The organism is Endozoicomonas sp. Mp262 (assembly GCF_025643335.1).
Lineage (GTDB): Bacteria > Pseudomonadota > Gammaproteobacteria > Pseudomonadales > Endozoicomonadaceae > Endonucleibacter.
Window position 1 is genome coordinate 3,050,337 of record NZ_CP092489.1, and the last position, 16,517, is coordinate 3,066,853.

At 45.6% G+C, this 16,517-nt stretch carries 16 protein-coding genes; 11 read left to right on the forward strand and 5 right to left on the reverse strand.

All coding sequences use genetic code 11. The annotated features are described in order from the left end of the window. The first annotated feature begins 12 nt into the window (after positions 1-12). The 3 genes from MJ595_RS13390 to MJ595_RS13400 all read left to right on the forward strand — a co-directional run bounded on the left by MJ595_RS13390 (position 13) and on the right by MJ595_RS13400 (position 2,585). The gene (locus MJ595_RS13390; RefSeq protein WP_263078433.1) at positions 13-903 is read left to right on the forward strand and encodes a U32 family peptidase; all 891 of its coding nucleotides are present in this window, start codon (positions 13-15) and stop codon (positions 901-903) included. Positions 904-1,067: 164 nt separating this feature from the next. Then, positions 1,068-2,222: a hypothetical protein gene (locus MJ595_RS13395; protein ID WP_263078435.1), complete on the forward strand. Its 1,155-nt coding sequence runs from the start codon at positions 1,068-1,070 to the stop codon at positions 2,220-2,222. A gap of 105 nt (positions 2,223-2,327) precedes the next feature. Continuing rightward, positions 2,328-2,585 carry a hypothetical protein gene (locus tag MJ595_RS13400; RefSeq protein WP_263078436.1) on the forward strand — a complete coding sequence of 86 codons (258 nt, stop codon included), beginning with the start codon at positions 2,328-2,330 and terminating at the stop codon, positions 2,583-2,585. A 78-nt stretch (positions 2,586-2,663) separates the two neighbouring features. Here MJ595_RS13400 and MJ595_RS13405 read toward each other — a convergent pair whose 3' ends face one another. Then, positions 2,664-3,146, reverse strand: coding sequence for an SCP2 sterol-binding domain-containing protein (locus tag MJ595_RS13405; protein ID WP_263078437.1), 483 nt, complete (start codon positions 3,144-3,146; stop codon positions 2,664-2,666). 9 nt (positions 3,147-3,155) lie between these two features. Continuing rightward, entirely contained in the window at positions 3,156-3,992 is an 837-nt protein-coding gene (gene thiM / locus MJ595_RS13410) for a hydroxyethylthiazole kinase (RefSeq protein ID WP_263078438.1), read from the reverse strand. Between the two features lie 332 nt (positions 3,993-4,324). Between thiM and MJ595_RS13415 the strand changes: the two genes are divergently transcribed. The 5 genes from MJ595_RS13415 (at position 4,325) to MJ595_RS13435 (ending at position 8,358) form a co-directional block, all read left to right on the forward strand. Next, complete coding sequence (locus MJ595_RS13415; protein ID WP_263078440.1) at positions 4,325-4,777, forward strand: L-alanine exporter AlaE; 453 nt, start codon at positions 4,325-4,327, stop codon at positions 4,775-4,777. Positions 4,778-4,899: 122 nt separating this feature from the next. Further along, the gene (locus MJ595_RS13420) at positions 4,900-6,075 is read left to right on the forward strand and encodes a glycosyltransferase 87 family protein (RefSeq protein WP_263078441.1); all 1,176 of its coding nucleotides are present in this window, start codon (positions 4,900-4,902) and stop codon (positions 6,073-6,075) included. 89 nt (positions 6,076-6,164) lie between these two features. Then, positions 6,165-6,758 carry a menaquinone-dependent protoporphyrinogen IX dehydrogenase gene (hemG, locus tag MJ595_RS13425; protein ID WP_263078442.1) on the forward strand — a complete coding sequence of 198 codons (594 nt, stop codon included), beginning with the start codon at positions 6,165-6,167 and terminating at the stop codon, positions 6,756-6,758. Positions 6,759-7,178: 420 nt separating this feature from the next. Beyond that, positions 7,179-7,607: a hypothetical protein gene (locus MJ595_RS13430; RefSeq protein WP_263078443.1), complete on the forward strand. Its 429-nt coding sequence runs from the start codon at positions 7,179-7,181 to the stop codon at positions 7,605-7,607. Beyond that, the gene (locus MJ595_RS13435; protein ID WP_263078444.1) at positions 7,582-8,358 is read left to right on the forward strand and encodes a hypothetical protein; all 777 of its coding nucleotides are present in this window, start codon (positions 7,582-7,584) and stop codon (positions 8,356-8,358) included. Before MJ595_RS13430 ends, MJ595_RS13435 begins: the two co-directional genes overlap by 26 nt. 22 nt (positions 8,359-8,380) lie before the next feature. Here MJ595_RS13435 and MJ595_RS13440 read toward each other — a convergent pair whose 3' ends face one another. Next, positions 8,381-9,736 carry a TolC family outer membrane protein gene (locus MJ595_RS13440; protein WP_263078445.1) on the reverse strand — a complete coding sequence of 452 codons (1,356 nt, stop codon included), beginning with the start codon at positions 9,734-9,736 and terminating at the stop codon, positions 8,381-8,383. 164 nt (positions 9,737-9,900) lie between these two features. On the opposite strand from MJ595_RS13440, the gene MJ595_RS13445 reads away from it, so the two are divergent. Both MJ595_RS13445 and msrA read left to right on the forward strand, forming a co-directional pair. Beyond that, on the forward strand, positions 9,901-10,740 hold the full coding sequence (locus tag MJ595_RS13445) for a M23 family metallopeptidase (RefSeq protein ID WP_263078446.1): 840 nt from the start codon (positions 9,901-9,903) through the stop codon (positions 10,738-10,740). 378 nt (positions 10,741-11,118) lie between these two features. Then, positions 11,119-11,754 carry a peptide-methionine (S)-S-oxide reductase MsrA gene (gene msrA / locus MJ595_RS13450; protein ID WP_263078447.1) on the forward strand — a complete coding sequence of 212 codons (636 nt, stop codon included), beginning with the start codon at positions 11,119-11,121 and terminating at the stop codon, positions 11,752-11,754. Positions 11,755-11,907: 153 nt separating this feature from the next. Here the strand turns inward: msrA and mnmC are convergent, their stop codons facing one another. Continuing rightward, the gene (gene mnmC, locus MJ595_RS13455) at positions 11,908-13,932 is read right to left on the reverse strand and encodes a bifunctional tRNA (5-methylaminomethyl-2-thiouridine)(34)-methyltransferase MnmD/FAD-dependent 5-carboxymethylaminomethyl-2-thiouridine(34) oxidoreductase MnmC (RefSeq protein WP_263078448.1); all 2,025 of its coding nucleotides are present in this window, start codon (positions 13,930-13,932) and stop codon (positions 11,908-11,910) included. 20 nt (positions 13,933-13,952) lie between these two features. Next, the gene (locus MJ595_RS13460) at positions 13,953-14,933 is read right to left on the reverse strand and encodes a tRNA-dihydrouridine synthase (protein ID WP_263078449.1); all 981 of its coding nucleotides are present in this window, start codon (positions 14,931-14,933) and stop codon (positions 13,953-13,955) included. Between the two features lie 126 nt (positions 14,934-15,059). Here MJ595_RS13460 and MJ595_RS13465 point away from each other — a divergent pair, with 126 nt between their 5' ends. Then, positions 15,060-16,466 (forward strand): metallophosphoesterase, encoded by a 1,407-nt coding sequence (locus MJ595_RS13465; RefSeq protein ID WP_263078450.1) that lies wholly within the window; start codon positions 15,060-15,062, stop codon positions 16,464-16,466. Positions 16,467-16,517 lie beyond the last annotated feature (51 nt).

The following is a 16,517-nucleotide window of genomic DNA, read 5'->3' on the forward strand; positions in this document are numbered from 1 at the left end:
CCGGAGAGACGCATGAAACTGGCACTGGGTCCGTTGCTTTATTTTTGGCCGAAAGAAGACGTTTTATCCTTTTATAACAGCGTGGCTGATTCTGTCTTTGACCGAGTCTATTTAGGAGAGGTGGTGTGTTCGAAGCGCAGGCAACTTCGTTTTAATGACTGGATGGGCATTGCCTGTCAATTGCAGGAGGCGGGAAAGGAGGTGATCCTTTCATCCATGACATTGCTGGAGTCAGAGTCAGATTTTGCCCAGGTCACCAAGGTCAGTGAAAACAGCCAGTTCCATATTGAAGCCAATGATATGTCGGCAGTTCAGCTGTTAGTTTCAAAAGGGTTACCTTTTTATACAGGCCCATCGGTGAATATCTATAACGGCCATACCCTGAGGCTATTATTTGAACTGGGTCTCAAAGGTTGGGTACTGCCACTGGAGCTATCCGGTAATAATTTAACTGAAATTCTTCACCAGGCTGAAGCCTTGGGAGTCCGCGGCCTGGAAACAGAAGTGTTCAGCTATGGCTATATGCCATTGGCCTATTCTGCCCGCTGTTTTACTGCAAGAGCCAATGGCCTGGCTAAAGATCAATGTGAATTTTCCTGTATACGATCACCGGCAGGTATTCCCCTGGCCACTCAGGAAGATGAACAGCTGTTTACCATTAATGGTATTCAAACCATGTCGGGACAGTGCCTCGATTTATTGGATCAGTGGCAAGTCATGAAAGATAAAGGGGTATCGGTTATGCGCTTATCAGCGCATTCTGATGATATATTTACTGCTGCTGACCGTCTTTCTCAGAGCATGCAGTTAAGGACGGTGCCAGAACACCCTATACAAGATAGCTATTGCAGCGGTTATTGGTATGGAGATGCGGGTATAAAATCCGGTTCTGGCATTGTCTAAACCGCCCCGAATCTTGCGCAGGATTTTGCTGCTCTTGGTAGCTACTCCTGCGCGGCCTTTCTGCAGTCGTACGGTATCAGAAAACGGGTGTAATATTTCATCAGCAAATTTTCCTCGAGGGTAGTGCTAATATTGTTTGAAGGTCTTTGTAGCAAGAATTAGTTATGTCTTATTATGGGATGATTAGATTTTTTTTCTTATGTTGCTTCCTTGTTTTTAGTCAGCCTGTGTTAGCTGGTAAGAACAGTTCAAAATTTTTGTTGGGAAGCCAAAGTACTGAAATCTATGGCGATAATATAATTGATTCCAGAAATCATCTTATTAGAAGTGGAGGTGGTCCCAGTGAAGGTTTGGACGAGGATGATGAATATATTTCTTGTCGAAAAGGTATTGGAAAGGTAAAAAAATTTTATCATTTGGGTGAATTTTCAAAGGCTATTGAATGGTTGAAAAAAATTGAAAGAAATGAATGCATATCATCACTTAAGATTGAAATTAGAAAAGAGTATTATGAATGGTGTTATAAAAATTTTGAAAAGCTAGGGTGGCATTATTTTTGTGAAGAAAGATATGCTGACTCTGCTGGTTGTTACGATGAGGCTTATCTGTACTTGATGACAATAAAGAAATCTAAATATAAAACTGAGGACGATATTTTATGGAGAGAAGCAAGGCTTCTTCATAAGCGATTTTTGGCTTCCGAAAAACGATGGGGAATAGGAACAGCGATAGTACGTGAACTGGAAAATATAAAATTAAGAGCAATAGAGGTTTTTTATAAGTATGGGCTTTATGAGTTTAATTGTTTTGATAGTTTACATGGGTTACATAAGTTACATGATTTTTTGTTGTCGGGATCATATGAATCCAAAGCATTAACTTTGTATCAACAATATCCGGAGTTTTTTAGAAACTTCTATCCGGCTATTTCGGATATATTTATGGATCTTTCTATTGTTGCCACAGATGCTGAAGACAAAACCCATTATGGACTTTCTGCTATTGCATTTATTAATCTGGCCTATCTTTTTTATACTCACAACTATTGTTATAGTTATGATTCTGCTTTTTATGAGGCGTTTAACCTGGCTGTTAGAAGAGCTGAGTTATTATATTGTTTTGTTTCTCGGGTTATTTCTGAATCGGGCTTAAACAAAGAAAATTCTCGTTTATGTGATGGGTTGAGGGGTTCTGCTTATGACTGTTTAATACATTATGCTAACCAGGATGAGCGACTTCATGCTTTTGATGAGAATGCCTCCAAGACCTTTAAGAATGCTTGTGACATGTTAGACTCTGTTGTGCATATGTTAAAATAACCGATTCTTTAACCCTAGCATCATAGAAGGGCATTTTTAATATTGATGATTTTCCTGATGCTGATTATCCTTGAAGAAAGACCTTGAGAATCGGGTATCAGGGATATGACAAAAATTAAGACAACCCAGGCTATTGTTGATGGCACAGAGTTTGCGCTTTCTATCTTCTATGACCCTGAAGATGGTGTGCTGACAATAGCTGGAAAGGATGGTATTTCTGATGATGCGGAGGTTGAAGTGTCATTGGCTGATATTATTGCCATAGATCCTTCCATGGAGGGGATTGAAACCCTTCCCAGGGACTGGCAGGCCATAAGGAAAACGGCAGGTGATGCCTGGTCTATTGGCCCGGTCAGTGATTAGCCCCGTTGGCCGGGAGTGATCCCGGTTTCCTTACAAGGTCGTTGCAAGAATACAAGCCCTTTTTATCGCACCTTATCCTTAGTGAATCAATTTACTCAGGCCAGATTGGACTTTATTGCTTAAAGTGAGTATTGCCCGGATTTCAGCGGGAAGCTGCTCCATCTCGAGGCTATCCAGCAGGTTTTTAATTCCCAGACCCAGCTCGGTATCGCCTTCAATCATTAATTTTCTCTGGAAAAACAGAGTGTCAGGGTCTTCCTTACGGGTAGCCAGTGATATAAAGGCAGGAATGGTTCCCCTGAACTCAACATCACAGGGACGGGGTTCCACAATGTTAAGCCGGGTTCCATCAAATCCCAAATGAATATTAAAGTTAATATCACTGAAATGTATCTTTAGCCAGCGATCTTCGAGAAAATCAAAGTCACCTTCTTCTACAGGAACCTTGAACAAGCGGTTAATCAGGCGCTCAATGGGTGCCGCAATAACAGTTGTTGGCAGTAGCTTGATTGGTAAACCAAGAATGGATGGGTCTGGAACCGGTGGAAGCATTTTGACCATATTGACTCCTTAGTATTCTAATTTTAGATATTGCTCAATTTTTTCCTGACTCAGGCCATAAAGCTGATCCAGTAAGTTAACCTGAAGTGAACCTGGCCCCTTACTCTCTTTAGCTGCCAGTTCACCGGCAATGCCAAGGCAGGCAAGGGCTGATACTGACGCCTGCCAGGGCGATGGGCAGGTAGCCAAAAAGGCGCCTATCAATGCTGTTGCAGTACATCCGGTGCCTGTGACCCGAGCCATCATCGGGTGACCATTTTTGATACGGGCTAACCGCTTACCATCAGCAATCAGATCGGTTTTTCCGGTGACAGCAATGGTGAGATTGTACTCGCCTGCCTTTTCATTCAAAAACTGGAGCGTTGATTCGCTGGATATACTGCTATCCACGCCCTTGCCACCGGATTGGCCGGAAAATAATGCCATAATTTCGGAGGCATTGCCTCTGACTACGGAGGGTTTCAATCCAAGTAAGCGCTGGTTTGACTCGAGGCGAAAAGGGGTGGCACCGGCACCCACAGGATCCAGAATCCAGGGTTTATTTTGCACGCTGGCAGTATTTGCAGCAGCTAACATGCTTTCCAATCGGGTTGCAGTGATCGTGCCTGTGTTAATCACAAGACTGCCTGCCAGTCTAACCATATCGCTGACTTCTTCAATGGCATGGGCCATTACCGGGGAGGCTCCAATAGCCAGTAAAGCATTGGCAGTGGAGTTTTTAACTACCTGATTGGTAATGTTATGAACAAGTGGCTGTATAGACCTTAATTGCTCAAGGCTATTGGAAATCTCACTATGCATAAGCCTACTGTGAATTTTCATCATTAATTGAAGAAGCTTCAACATACACGCCTTGTTGCTGTATGCAAGTGAAAAGTGGTTTGAGCTGAGCCTGTAGCTTTTGAGGGCAGAATAACGGGAGCGCTGATAAAACGCTACTGCCAGCTATCCAGCTAATTTCTAACAATAAATAACAATAAGTGACTTTTATTTTCTGGGGTTAATAACTGTATTATGTTTATTTTCTGGTTTATAAGTCTGTGTTATTTAAAATAATAAGAGCTTAAAACTGTTGAAATGTTCCTTGAATAGTTATATTTTTTGCACGCTTTTTATCTATTGTATCTCAATAAATCAAGACCAGCAGGCTCACTGAAATGAAGTGGCCATAGGTATGTATGGCTGTTTCCGAGGGTAATATGGCGATCAAAAGGGAAGTGCTGGCAGATATATTTGCCTTGATAACATTCAGCCTGGTGACAGGTTTATTTATAGAAATCATGATAGCAGGGCTTAGTATTGAGCAATCAATGATGTCACGTCTGCTCAGCATCCCTGTCAACCTTATGATTGCCCGACCCTATGGCTTGTACCGGGACTGGATTATGTGCAAAGGTAGAGCGAGTGGGGCAAGCCAGCTGCGTTTAACCTTTTTGGATGTTATTGCCTATGTTACCTTCCAGTTGCCAGTCTATGCAGGACTGGTTGCCAGTGCAGGTGCTTCTGTTGACCAGATTGTAGTGGCTTGTGCCATGCAGGTGGGGGGATTTGTTTTACTTGCCCGCCCTTATGGTCTTTACTTGCAGGGTTGTCGTAACTGGATGTTGAGGGCTTTTTTGCAGCCAGTATGAGGTCAAAATATCCAGGTTAGAAAAAATGGTTATAGCTTTGCTATAACCGTTTTTTATTTAATTATAATTTTCATGGATAATACTGATAACTTTAACTTAGCAACACATTCAAGATGTCTCATATGCCACTGATACAACCTGTGTCAAAGGGGTGGAGCACCCTTAGCAAAGCGGAAAAGTTTACCTGGCTATTCTGGGGGCTGGTCACAGCTTTTATTTTTTATAAATGTATTAGTGACCCTTCTGGAAGGACGGTGGTCAATAATTACCTGGAAGCTGCCCGGTTCTGGATTGCGGGGGAACCCGTTTATTTTGGCAATCATGGTTTTCTTTACCTGCCCCAGTTTGCTTTTCTGGTGTCTTTTATCGCAGAGTTGCCACGATGGCTGGCGGAGGTGATTGAGCGGATGGTTCAGCTTCCCCTGTTACTGGCAGGGTTGTTTACCTTTTGTCGCTTTATCGCCAGGGAGAAGGAGAAAAGCTTTTTCCCCCTGATGACCCTGGTTGTTTTTCTTATCAGCTTTTCAAGCTTCAGGAATGGCCAAACCAATATAGCCACCCTGGGATTGATGCTGTTGTCTATAGTGGCCTTAACCTCCAGCCAGTGGAATAGGGCCGCTGTATTTATGACCTTGGGAATAGTCTTCAAGCCCACATTTATTGTGTTCTATTTACTGTCCGGTGCTCTTCATCGGCCCATGTACTGGCGATTACCCTTGGGGCTGCTGGTGGCATTTTTGCTGCCAATGCTTTTTGCAAGTCCCGGGTATGTCATTGATCAGCATCTGGGGTTCATACAAACCCTGGTGGATGCGGTGGAGCTGGGTGTCCATAAAGCGGACTGGGCCAGTTTCTTTGGCATTTTTCCCCAGGTAATGGGGGTCTTTGTTCCTGAAAAGTTTCAAACGGTGGTTCGACTGATACTGGCTCCTGTCACCTTATGGCTGGCCTGGTATGCCAAAAAACACTACAAACCGGAAATGGCTGCTTACTATATGTATGCGCTGCCAGCCTGTTACCTGATGCTATTTAATCCCCGCAATGAAAACAATGACTATGCCATTTTGTCGGCGGCCATTGGCTTTTGGTTGGCGGCAGCCACCCATCGCTATGGTAGTGGTGTCTTGAAAGGTTTTTCCTGGTTCATTTTATTGGGAATTATCGGTGCCTATGAAATTTCAGTGCGCTTGACTCCCGGTATGGATGCCTGGGTATCACCGATAATGGGGACAGTGTTTACTCTCTTTCTGCTAATGCGCCTTTTTCTGGGGCGGGATGAACGCTTGCCTGGAAAATGAACAGTTCCGGCTTGATCTGCGTAATCGTTTTTATAGGACAGTTTTTTGATAGACTGTCCACTTGTTTCCGGGATGGAGTGATTGTAAACATGTCTCGTATAGCGCTGTTATATATGAGCCGTGAAGGCCAGACAAAGAAAATTTCTGAAAAAGTAGCCCTCTGCCTTCGGCAAGCGGGACATGGGGTTGAAGTATACTCAATAGATAGCATGACCGGGTCTTTTGCATGGGATGAGTTTGATGCAATAGTTTTGGGGTGTTCCATTCGTTATGGTAAGCACCATGCGCCTTTTAGAAAATTTGTTGATCAATATGCACGGCAGTTAAATAGCAAGCCCAGCTTTTTTTTCTCTGTAAACCTCACCGCAAGAAAGCCCGAACGGGCACAGCCATACAATAATCTGTATTTGAAGAAATACCTTGAGTCTATCCAATGGCAGCCTGATAAGGTAGAGGTCTTTGCGGGTGCTTTGCTGTATTCGCAATATGATTTTTTTAATAAAGGTATGATCCGATTGATCATGAAAATGACCGGAGGACCCACGGATACAAGTGTTGATACGGAATTCACGGACTGGAGTCGTGTGATAAGTTTTGCCCGTGATATAGATATTTTTCTTAGCCGGTCTTCTGACGCTATGGATGAAGATTATAACCATTTACACCGCAGGGTTGCTTCTTAAGTCACTGCTTTATACTGGTAATAAAGAGCTTGCCCAGCGGCCAGGACGCTGGGCATTATAGAAAAACACTATTTTTCAGGGGAGAGTGTGATACCCAGTAAAAGTGCCATGCCATAGCATGTGGGGATAATTAATGAGATGGCCAGAATGATATAGTCTATAGCCATGCTATTTCTCCTGGTTTTTATTGTTGTTTGTATATGACTCGTTTTAAACCTGTGATCAGATCTTATATGAGCATGCGTGACTACTTATACCATGAATTCACGTAAAAAATACACTTCTTGCTTTTGAATAATGGACTCTCTCAATAGGGCTTTAAAATGTGCGATTGATATTACTATAAATTGAATGGCTTAATGATCTGTTAACTACAATCATATGATTTGCATATCTGATCTTGTGTTCAAGGAGGCCGTCATGTTTAAGCGAGTGAAGGCTGTTATCTGTATTTTTTTTCTTGGTTTCACATTATCAATGGGCATTACATTTGCTGGAGCACCTATTAAACTGGATCAGTTTGGGGACTTGGGAGAGATCATCGGCCTCGAATTTTATAATGAGAATTATATATTTCTTATTTCCCGGAAAAAACTTTTTGTTTTTATCAGAGAAAATAATGAAAGCGATATTTTTCCAGCTCATCAGTATAGATATTATGAATTGAGTGATGATGCTATCAGGGCTGAGTTTTCCAGGAAAAAACAGCGAATAATGATCATTCATAAAAACGCAAGCTACACAGTCTGTCCTGTGGATGAAGAAAAAGGAGTGCTAGAAGATGCTTTCGAAACACTTGAAATTGAAGTTGGGAGAGGTATAGGTGATATTAAAGAAAGCCAGTGTTGATGCATATAGTGGTGTAATTATAGTGCCAGGAGTAGGCCCTGATACCCTTTTAATCAGGGATTATGATTGCAATTCCATCACTGAGTGTAAGATTGGTTTTGTTCCACAGGAGGGTAGTTCGATTTATATGACCCCAAACTATCGGCAGTTGCTTCATATCCAAGGAGAGGTGTTTCATGTATGGGGGAACCATCGGTTAAGGCGTCGATTGTATCTCTGGGAATACGAATATGGGGGTAAATTATTTGGTTTAAAATTTAGAAATAAACCTATTAAATGCTCAACAGTAAGTGAGAATAAGGATCGGGTAGCTTTATCATTAGATGATGGTCAAGTGTTAATATTTCAAAGAAATATCTCGAATGCAGGGTGGTCAACGACCGGTCACTTGTGTGGTACGATGCCAGATAATCCTGTAGCAAGCTTCAGGCATCCAGGGGAAGGTAAGATTAATTTTGCGAAGTTTGGTCATAAAGATCAACATTTGCCGACATTGCAACAACATATTGAAGCGAGTAAAAGTACAGCCTATATCTGGCGAAGGCAACATAAACATGAATTGAATCCCATTAAAGGGAATCCGGGAGGGAAGATACTTTATCCGGTAGAGGAGTATCCATGGTTAACAGACACTTCTACTGTTTTGAATTTTGACGTGCCAATGCTTCAAGCTGCATTAAGTCCATGTGGTCGTTATGTAGTAACGGTTTCTACCGCAGAGCTTCAAATCTGGAGAGTTCCACAGGAGTAGGGTGTATAAACGTCAACAGCCCCTAATTATTGCTATTATAAATTCCTTTGACATGCCAGCTTGTTGGAATATGCAGTTTTAGCTTATTCAGAATCTGCCCCATACAGGCGAGAACATCAAACTGTGCCGCGAGTACCTGATATTGTGCCTGGGTGTACTGGCCTTCTGCCTGATAACTTTCGCTCTCACTGTTGAGCAGGTCAATCAGGCTGCGTCTGCCAATATCGTATTGTTTTTTGTAGGAGTCAGCGGTTTTTTGGCTGGCATCCTGATACTTTGCCAGGTGAGGTTCCTGCTCCAGGGTTAGCTGAAGCCTTGCCCAGGCGTGACGGAGTCGAACCAGGATATCCCGGTGTGTTTCCTGTTGGTTGGCCCTGCTTTCTTCGGCTCGGTAGGCGGCTGCCTGACGTTTTGCCGAGTGGGCACCACCGCTAAACAGGTTGTAGGATAATGATACGACGGCCATGGTATCGTCATGCCGCCCTTCCATGCCATTGACATTTTTATCCCAGCGTTTGGTGACAGACAGGTTGACGGAAGGCAGGAAAAGGCTGCGGCTCTGGTCATAGGCGGCCTCTGATGACTTCACCTCATGGCCCATGGCGAGGAGTGCCGGGTGTTCACTGACGGTAATCTTAATGGCTTCATCCAGACTTTCAGGCAGATAGGCGTATTCGAAAGAAGGGGGCGTCAGTTCGCCAGGAAACTGGTTGGTTAACTTGATATAGCTGCTTTCAGCATCTTTCAGGTGATGAGTGGTTTTAATCAGTTCTGCCTGTGCACGGGCAAGTCGTCCATCAATCTGATAAAGCTCGGACTCGTTACTAATGCCCTGTACTGATCGATGCAGTATAAAACGATGTATGCGTTGATGAACTTCCAGATTTTTTTGGGCTATCTCTACTTGTTTTCTTGAGTTGAGTACATCGAAGTAAACCTCACTGACTTTTTGGGCCAGTGATTCAGCTGTGACCCTTAGTTTTTCCTGGTCGGCATACTTTTGTTCTTTCGACTTCTCAAGCTCATGGGTTGTAGAGAAACCGTGAAAAAGGTTTTGGTTAATGGAAAGTGAGTTTTGGTGAACCTTGAAATTGTGCTGGTTGAGGGGTGGCTTATCGCCTCTGTCACGGGTTAAGGGGCTATCCAGTCGTTGGTAGCCAATGCCGGTGTGGATATCTACCGTGGGCAGATAACCGCTTCGTGCTTCATTCACTGCCGTTGCGCTGGCCTGGAAACGGTTGAGGGATGCCTGGGCCTGGGGGTTATTCTCAAGGGTTGTGTTTATAGCTTCTTGCAGGGTTTCAGCCCATGCAGTATCAGATTCAAATAGCAATATCATCAAAAGCGTGACTATCGAAGTAGACAATTTTTTATTCATTGAGAGTAAAGCCTGCTATGAATTTGATATATCCGGTTATGACATCTGGGGGTTTGCTTTTAATCTATGGCTGTATGAGGCTAGCACAAATGTAGTATTTGTCAGGAAGGAAGTGATTTAGGAATATTGTAATAAATAAAATAAAGAAATAAGGATGTAAAAAAATGAGAATTTTAAGCTATAAAAAATTATTGATCACAGGATTTTTGGCGTTAGTGGCTATGGCTGTCAGGGCTTCACCGGTTCTGGATGAGCGTGGACTCAGCTCTGAGCTGGTTCCAGGAGGGATTTACATTGGCCATGCCGAGCCGGGAACCCAGATATTCTATGAAGGAGAGGCGGTTAGAGTTTCAAAACAGGGGTGGTTTATACTGGGATTTGGTCGTAATGCTGAACTGGTACAACACTATCAACAGGTTTTACCCGGTAAGCCCCCTGAAGAGGTCGAGCTAAAACTGCAACCCAGGGAATATAAAATTCAAAGGATTAATGGCGTAGCAAAAAAGTATATTCAGCCAGCCAAGGCTGTACTTGCCCGAATTCAACTTGAAAATGGTCTTGTTAAAGAGGCAAGAACCCTTGATTCCGGTTATACCGATTTTTTTGAAGGGTTTAGCTGGCCATTAACAGGGCCTGTAACCGGTGTTTACGGGAGTCAGCGATACTTTAATGGCAAGCCTCGCAGACCCCATTATGGTGTGGATGTTGCGGCTCCGGTGGGTACGCCAGTGGTTGCTCCTGCTGATGGTGTAGTCACTCTGGCAGAGTCAGATTTATATTTTTCCGGGGGAACGGTGATTATGGATCATGGCTTTGGCCTCTCTTCCAGTTTTTTGCATCTTAGCCGGGTATCTGTGGCCAGGGGGCAGGTGGTTAAAAGGGGGGATACGATTGGTCTGGTTGGAGCGACAGGTCGAGTTACCGGGGCACACCTGGACTGGCGTATAAACTGGTTTGATAAGCGCCTTGATCCCCAATTGCTGGCAGGGGCGCAGAATCGTTAATAAGTAGTTAGGGACTGTTGACGTTTGATCGTGAACTCAGTGGCTCGTAAAGCGGTTTTCCGCAATACCCAATGGGGCACGCCGGGCGGACTGGTGCAGGCATAGTTGTTCTACGTCAAGCCAGTCCAACGCAGTCGGAAAGCCGCTTTACGAGCCACCCGAAGGGCCAAAACCAGCGATTCCGTGCCGTCGTTGCAGTAGCTTGAAAGACGTGAGTATTCCTGCGCTACTGCGTCTAGCCACGAAACCGCTGGTTTTGGCTGAGCTCACGATCAAACGTCAACAGTCCCTAGCAGTAGCGCTAATATCCTTAAACAGGCAGTAGGGAATGGGAGGTCAGTATTCCCCACTCTCTACTCCAGTATCAGGTTAATTGAAATGGCTGTTTTTGATAAACAACGACTGCCTTCGGCAGAAGAGGCGCTGCCAGGCCGGTCAACCCCTGTTTCTGTGCCATCAAGACACTTTATTAACGGGCACTCATTAGCACCTCCCTTTCCTGATAATATTGAATTGATTTATCTGGGAATGGGGTGCTTTTGGGGGGCAGAAAGGCTCTTTTGGCAGCAGGGAGGTGTTTGGACAACGGCTGTGGGTTATATGGGAGGGTATACAGCCAACCCCATCTATGAAGAGGTGTGTTCAGGGCTGACGGGGCATGTTGAGGTTGTGCTGGTGGGATATGATCCACAGATCATTGCCACCGATAGTGTTATCCGGCTCTTTTGGGAAACTCATGACCCCACCCAGGGCATGAGACAGGGGAATGATAAGGGCTCCCAATACCGGTCAGCAATCTTTGTGACCTCCCCGGTGCAGCATGAGCTGGCCATAAGATCGCTGGAGCGGTATCAGAAAGCTCTCAGTACGCAGGAAGGTGGCAAAATAACCACTGCTATCGAGCAGGCTGGCACGTTTTACTATGCGGAGGAGTACCATCAGCAGTATCTGGGAAAAAATCCAGGAGGTTACTGCGGTATTGGGGGAACTGGAGTCTGTTTGCCTAACGAATAAAAAAAGCGGGTAACCCGGGAAATAGATACAGGCTACCCGAACGCAGTTTGCTGAGTTAAAACCCTTCAGAATTTAAATGAACATGCCACTTAAGATAGTCGTGTTCTTCAAGTTTTCCGTAAGTGAATATCCGTAATTTGTTGTGAATAATTCTTATTTTGGCTGAGTGGTGGTTGCCGGGGGCTCATTTCTGGATAACCCCCTGACAAGGTATCTGACAGGGTTAAGGTGAGCCAGTATATCCTGTGGAACCGGACTGGGGTCCCCATTGATCATTGCTGCCAGAATTTCTCCTGCTAACGGGCAGGTGATCAGTCCCCTGGAGCCATGCCCTGCGGTTATATAGAGTCCACTGAGAAATTCAGGGGCCTTGCTAAAGGGGTGCTTTCGGTTTTTTCTTAGTGGTGCAAAGTCATTCAAAAAGACTTTCCTGTCAACAATGGGGCCAACAAGAGGGAGATAGTCGGGGGTTGTGGAACGGAATCCTGCTTTTCCTCCTTCTATCTGACAACGGCCTTCATCAAGAGCCTGGGTAAATGACGGTAGCCATGCTGATTGCATGGTTAGGTTTCGTTCATGATCAGCATCACTGACCGACAGGTCGTCCGAGTGAAAATCAAAGGTGGCTCCCAGGGTATGGGCCTGTTGCCAGGCCGGTGCCACATAACCCTCACCACAGACTACGCTGCCAAGCTTGCTGCTGTGTTCAGTGGCTTTAACCCGGGTGACCTGTCCGCGAATTCCCTTGATGGGTAAGTGGGATAACTGGGGCAATTGTATGCTGGATAATCCGCCAGCGATAATCACGGTATTCGCTGTCATGAATGGCTGTTCCTGGCTTTTTAATAGCCAGTTATTAGTGGTTTTAATCAGCTCATCAATAGCCACCCCGGTTTTGACCGTAATATGGGGATGGTCAACCAGGGCCTGGCAAACAGAGGGAGGACTGACCCAGCCGGCTTCAGGAAAATACAGCCCGTTATGCTCAATAGGCAAGCCGGCGATGCTGGAGAGTTGCTTTTTATTCAGTAACTGCAGAACCTCATCCGGTAACTGATAGTGCAACTGTTGATAGCGGCGAGTGATTGATTCAGAGGTACATAGCTGGATGACCCCACAGGGATGTTGCAGGCCGGGATGCTGTTTCTCCAATTGCCTTAACCGGTTGAGTGTAAAGCTATAGCCCTGTAATACCAGTTGGCTTAGCGGAGTGTTATTTGCCGATAGCTTGGCGTAGAGGATGCCCTGGGGGTTGCCGGAGGCTTCAGTGGCTAACTGCGGGTGCCGTTCCAGTAGCGTGACCTTCCAGCCCCGTTCAGCAAGGGAGCGTGCACAACTGGTGCCTGCCAGGCCACCACCGATAACAACTGCACTCCGGTCAGGGGAATGGTGACTGGGTATTTGGTTCCATACTGCCTGAGGTACTGCTTGTTCTGGCATTTGCTGAAGTTGGCCGCAAATCATATGGCGCTTTCGACCAAACCCCGGGGTTTTCTCAATAGAAAATCCGGCTTGCTGGAGACCATTCCTTACCATTCTGGCAGCGGTAAACGTGGCATAAGTGGCATTTTCAGCACTTTTCTCAGCCAGGGTTCTGAATAATCCGGGTTGCCACATACCCGGATTTTTGGAAGGGGCAAAACCATCAAGAAACCAGGCGTTAACTTTGGCTTCAATGCCGGGAAGGGTGTTCAGCGCGTCTCCCACAAGCAGGGTCAGGCGGATGCGACCTTCGGCAAATATCAGGTGGTGGAATCCCTGGCAAGCAGGCATATAGGCCTCAAGGAGCAAATGGCTGTATGTGGCAAGCTCGGGCCATAGTGATAAGGCTTTTTTCAGGTCACGGGTGCTTAGTGGGTACTTCTCTGTGGAAATAAAGTGCAGCTGGCCTGTTGCTGGCGCATGTTGTTCAAACAATTGCCAGGCGCATAAAAAGTTCAGGCCGGTGCCAAAACCTGTTTCCCCGATTACAAAGGTTTGATTAGGGGTCTTTGCCCTGTGTAGTTGGCTAAAGCGCTCTTGAAGTTTGTTGTGGTCCAGAAAAACATAACGGGTTTCTTCAATGCCTGAGACTTTGGAGAAATAGACATCGTCAAACTGGCTCGACACGGGCTGACCGTTATCATCCCATTCCAGGGTGGCGTTCATAGTGGCATGGGTAGAAGAGCTATTAGGCATTATTCAGGTCTTCCGGATTCTCAGGAGGTGAAAAGTCTATCTGAAATGGCTTGGGAACAGTTTAGTCGCTTTATTTGCTGGAATAGAGCCATAGCCTGTTCAGAGTTTTTACTCATCATGCCCAGCCACTGCTTGAGGCGGCCGGTGATATAGCGGTTGGTGTCGGTAATAAAGTAAGGATGCTCTTGCGCAGGATAATGGCTGAAATCCATTACTTTTTTGACAAATCCTTGCAGCAGGGGCAGAGCCTGGCTCCAGAGATGGTCTTGGGACAGGCCTGCCTGGTCAGTTTTGATCTGTAGGGCCAATAACGGGTTTCTTAAAATTCCCCGCCCTATCATGATCCGGTGACAACCCGAAACTTTCTGGATTTGCCGGGCGTCTTCCACCGTCCAGATATCACCATTGGCAATCACCGGGATACCAATGCTTTCCCTGATACGGGCAAGCCACTGCCAGTGGGCGGGTGGACGGTAAGCCTGGACTTTGGTTCTGGCATGAACCGCCAGTGCGGAGGCGCCAGCGCTGGCGATGGCGTGGGCATTTTCCAGGGCCAAATCCGTATTATCATAACCCAGGCGCATTTTTGCAGTGACCGGGACTGATTCAGGTACTTGTTGCCGGATGGTTTTGACAATGCGGTGAATCAGCTCTGGTTCTTTCAACAGGACAGCACCCCCTTTATGTTTATTAACAGTGCGAGCCGGACAGCCGAAATTTAAATCAACACCCAAAGCTCCCATTTTGGCCGCTTTTTCTGCGTTGAGAGCCATCATTTCCGGGTTATTGCCCAGCAATTGAATATGAACCGGAGTTTGATTTCTGGTGGTGCAACCATGACGAAGCTCCGGACAAAGCCGGTAAAAGGTGGAGGATGGGAGTCTGGTATTGGTAATACGGACAAATTCTGTGACGCAGAGGTCAAGGCCGCCTGCCTCTGACAGAAGTTCCCTCATCAAATAATCAACGACGCCCTCCATTGGGGCGAGGGTTATATGCATGCTGTAAACGGGTATTCTGAAAATGGGAAAATTTAGCAGAAGTGCCGGTGTCAGGGAATGAGGAGTAATGCGACTCCCCTCCCTATTTGTGATTTGCCAGAAAGTAAGGTAACAATGAATGAATCAATGAATAAAAAAATAATACACTTCCCCATGAATTTTAACCTGTTCTTTAGTGCCCGGCGGTATGCCACCACATTTTTATTGATGATCTGTTGCCTGTCTCTACAGGCTGAAACCATTGTCAGCTGCCCCCGGGGAATGCAATACCAGTCCGCCACCTGTTATTCCGTTTGTCCGGAAAATTATGATCAGGAAGGGGTTTATTGCAGGGCGCAATGCCGGGATGGTTACAGTTATAATAACCTGACCAGCCAATGTTCAAAGGGCTTCTTTGGTGCTTTTTATACGCCGGATCGAAAACAGCGGAGCATTGCTTACCCCAGTACCTGTGAGTCCACGAGTTTTACCCGGGCAGTGGATACCCGTGCTGATCCGGAGGTTTTTACTTTGCTGATAGCCTCTGATACCCAGTTACCCTGGGGTCCTCCCGGTCGTCGTAGTTCAGCAGATTCAGAGCTGGTGTTTGGGAAAAAAAGCAATCACCAGCAAGTGGAGGCAATGAATGCCATTCAGCAGGTGGCTCACACCCATGGCGGTACCAATATTACCGGTCAGTGGCCAAATACATCCTACGTTACCAGGGGGGGAGGCGCTGTTACTAAACCGCTTGGTTTGATTTTGAATGGTGATTTGACCGCCTACTGGCATGACTGGCAGGTGGATCTCTATAAACAGTATTACCATACAGCGGCCACTGATGAGCCAGGTGTTGCCAATTTAAAACTAAAGTTATTTCCGGGGCTGGGTAACCATGACTATGCCAATAACCTGAATAGGGGGGGGCAGGGTTGCTGGTGGAACCGTAACCTGGAATATATGGCCCTTGGTTATAATGGCTGTGCTAAAAATGCCACCCATTATATTAAGACTATGGTGAGTTGTAATGGCGTACCTAACTTTGAAAGCAACAGGGTTACCAGTTTTGATGAGGGGAGTTTGGCTTACTCTTTTGATATCGGGCGTTATCATTTTATCCAGTTGAATAATCATCCCGCCTATACCGCTTCAGAAATAGGTATCACCGATGCTTTTGAATGGCTGCGACGGGATCTGGATAGTGCCTCACGGGCTGGTAAATATATCGTGATCAATTTCCATGATTATGGCGAGCATATGGGAATTTATAATCCCCAGTTTGTTAATTTGATGGCATCAAATACTAAAAATGTTATTGCGGTGTTTGTTGGTCATGTGCATCAGGTCTGGGGGCATACATACACAGTACCCCGCACCAATATACCGGTCTTTAGAAGTGGTGCTGCGGAGTATAATACGTTCTTGTTGGTCCAGTTTGGTAAGGACTATATGAATGTGGGGGTGGTTAGCAGTTTGCTGGGCACTCCCAGGTTTCTTAACCATAGTAGTCAGAGAAACTTAAAGACCTGGGAGTATTCAGATATTCTCAATTGAGCAAGCCTGACAACAGCCCCTATGGTGAAAGGAAAACATTTTGCACCATGA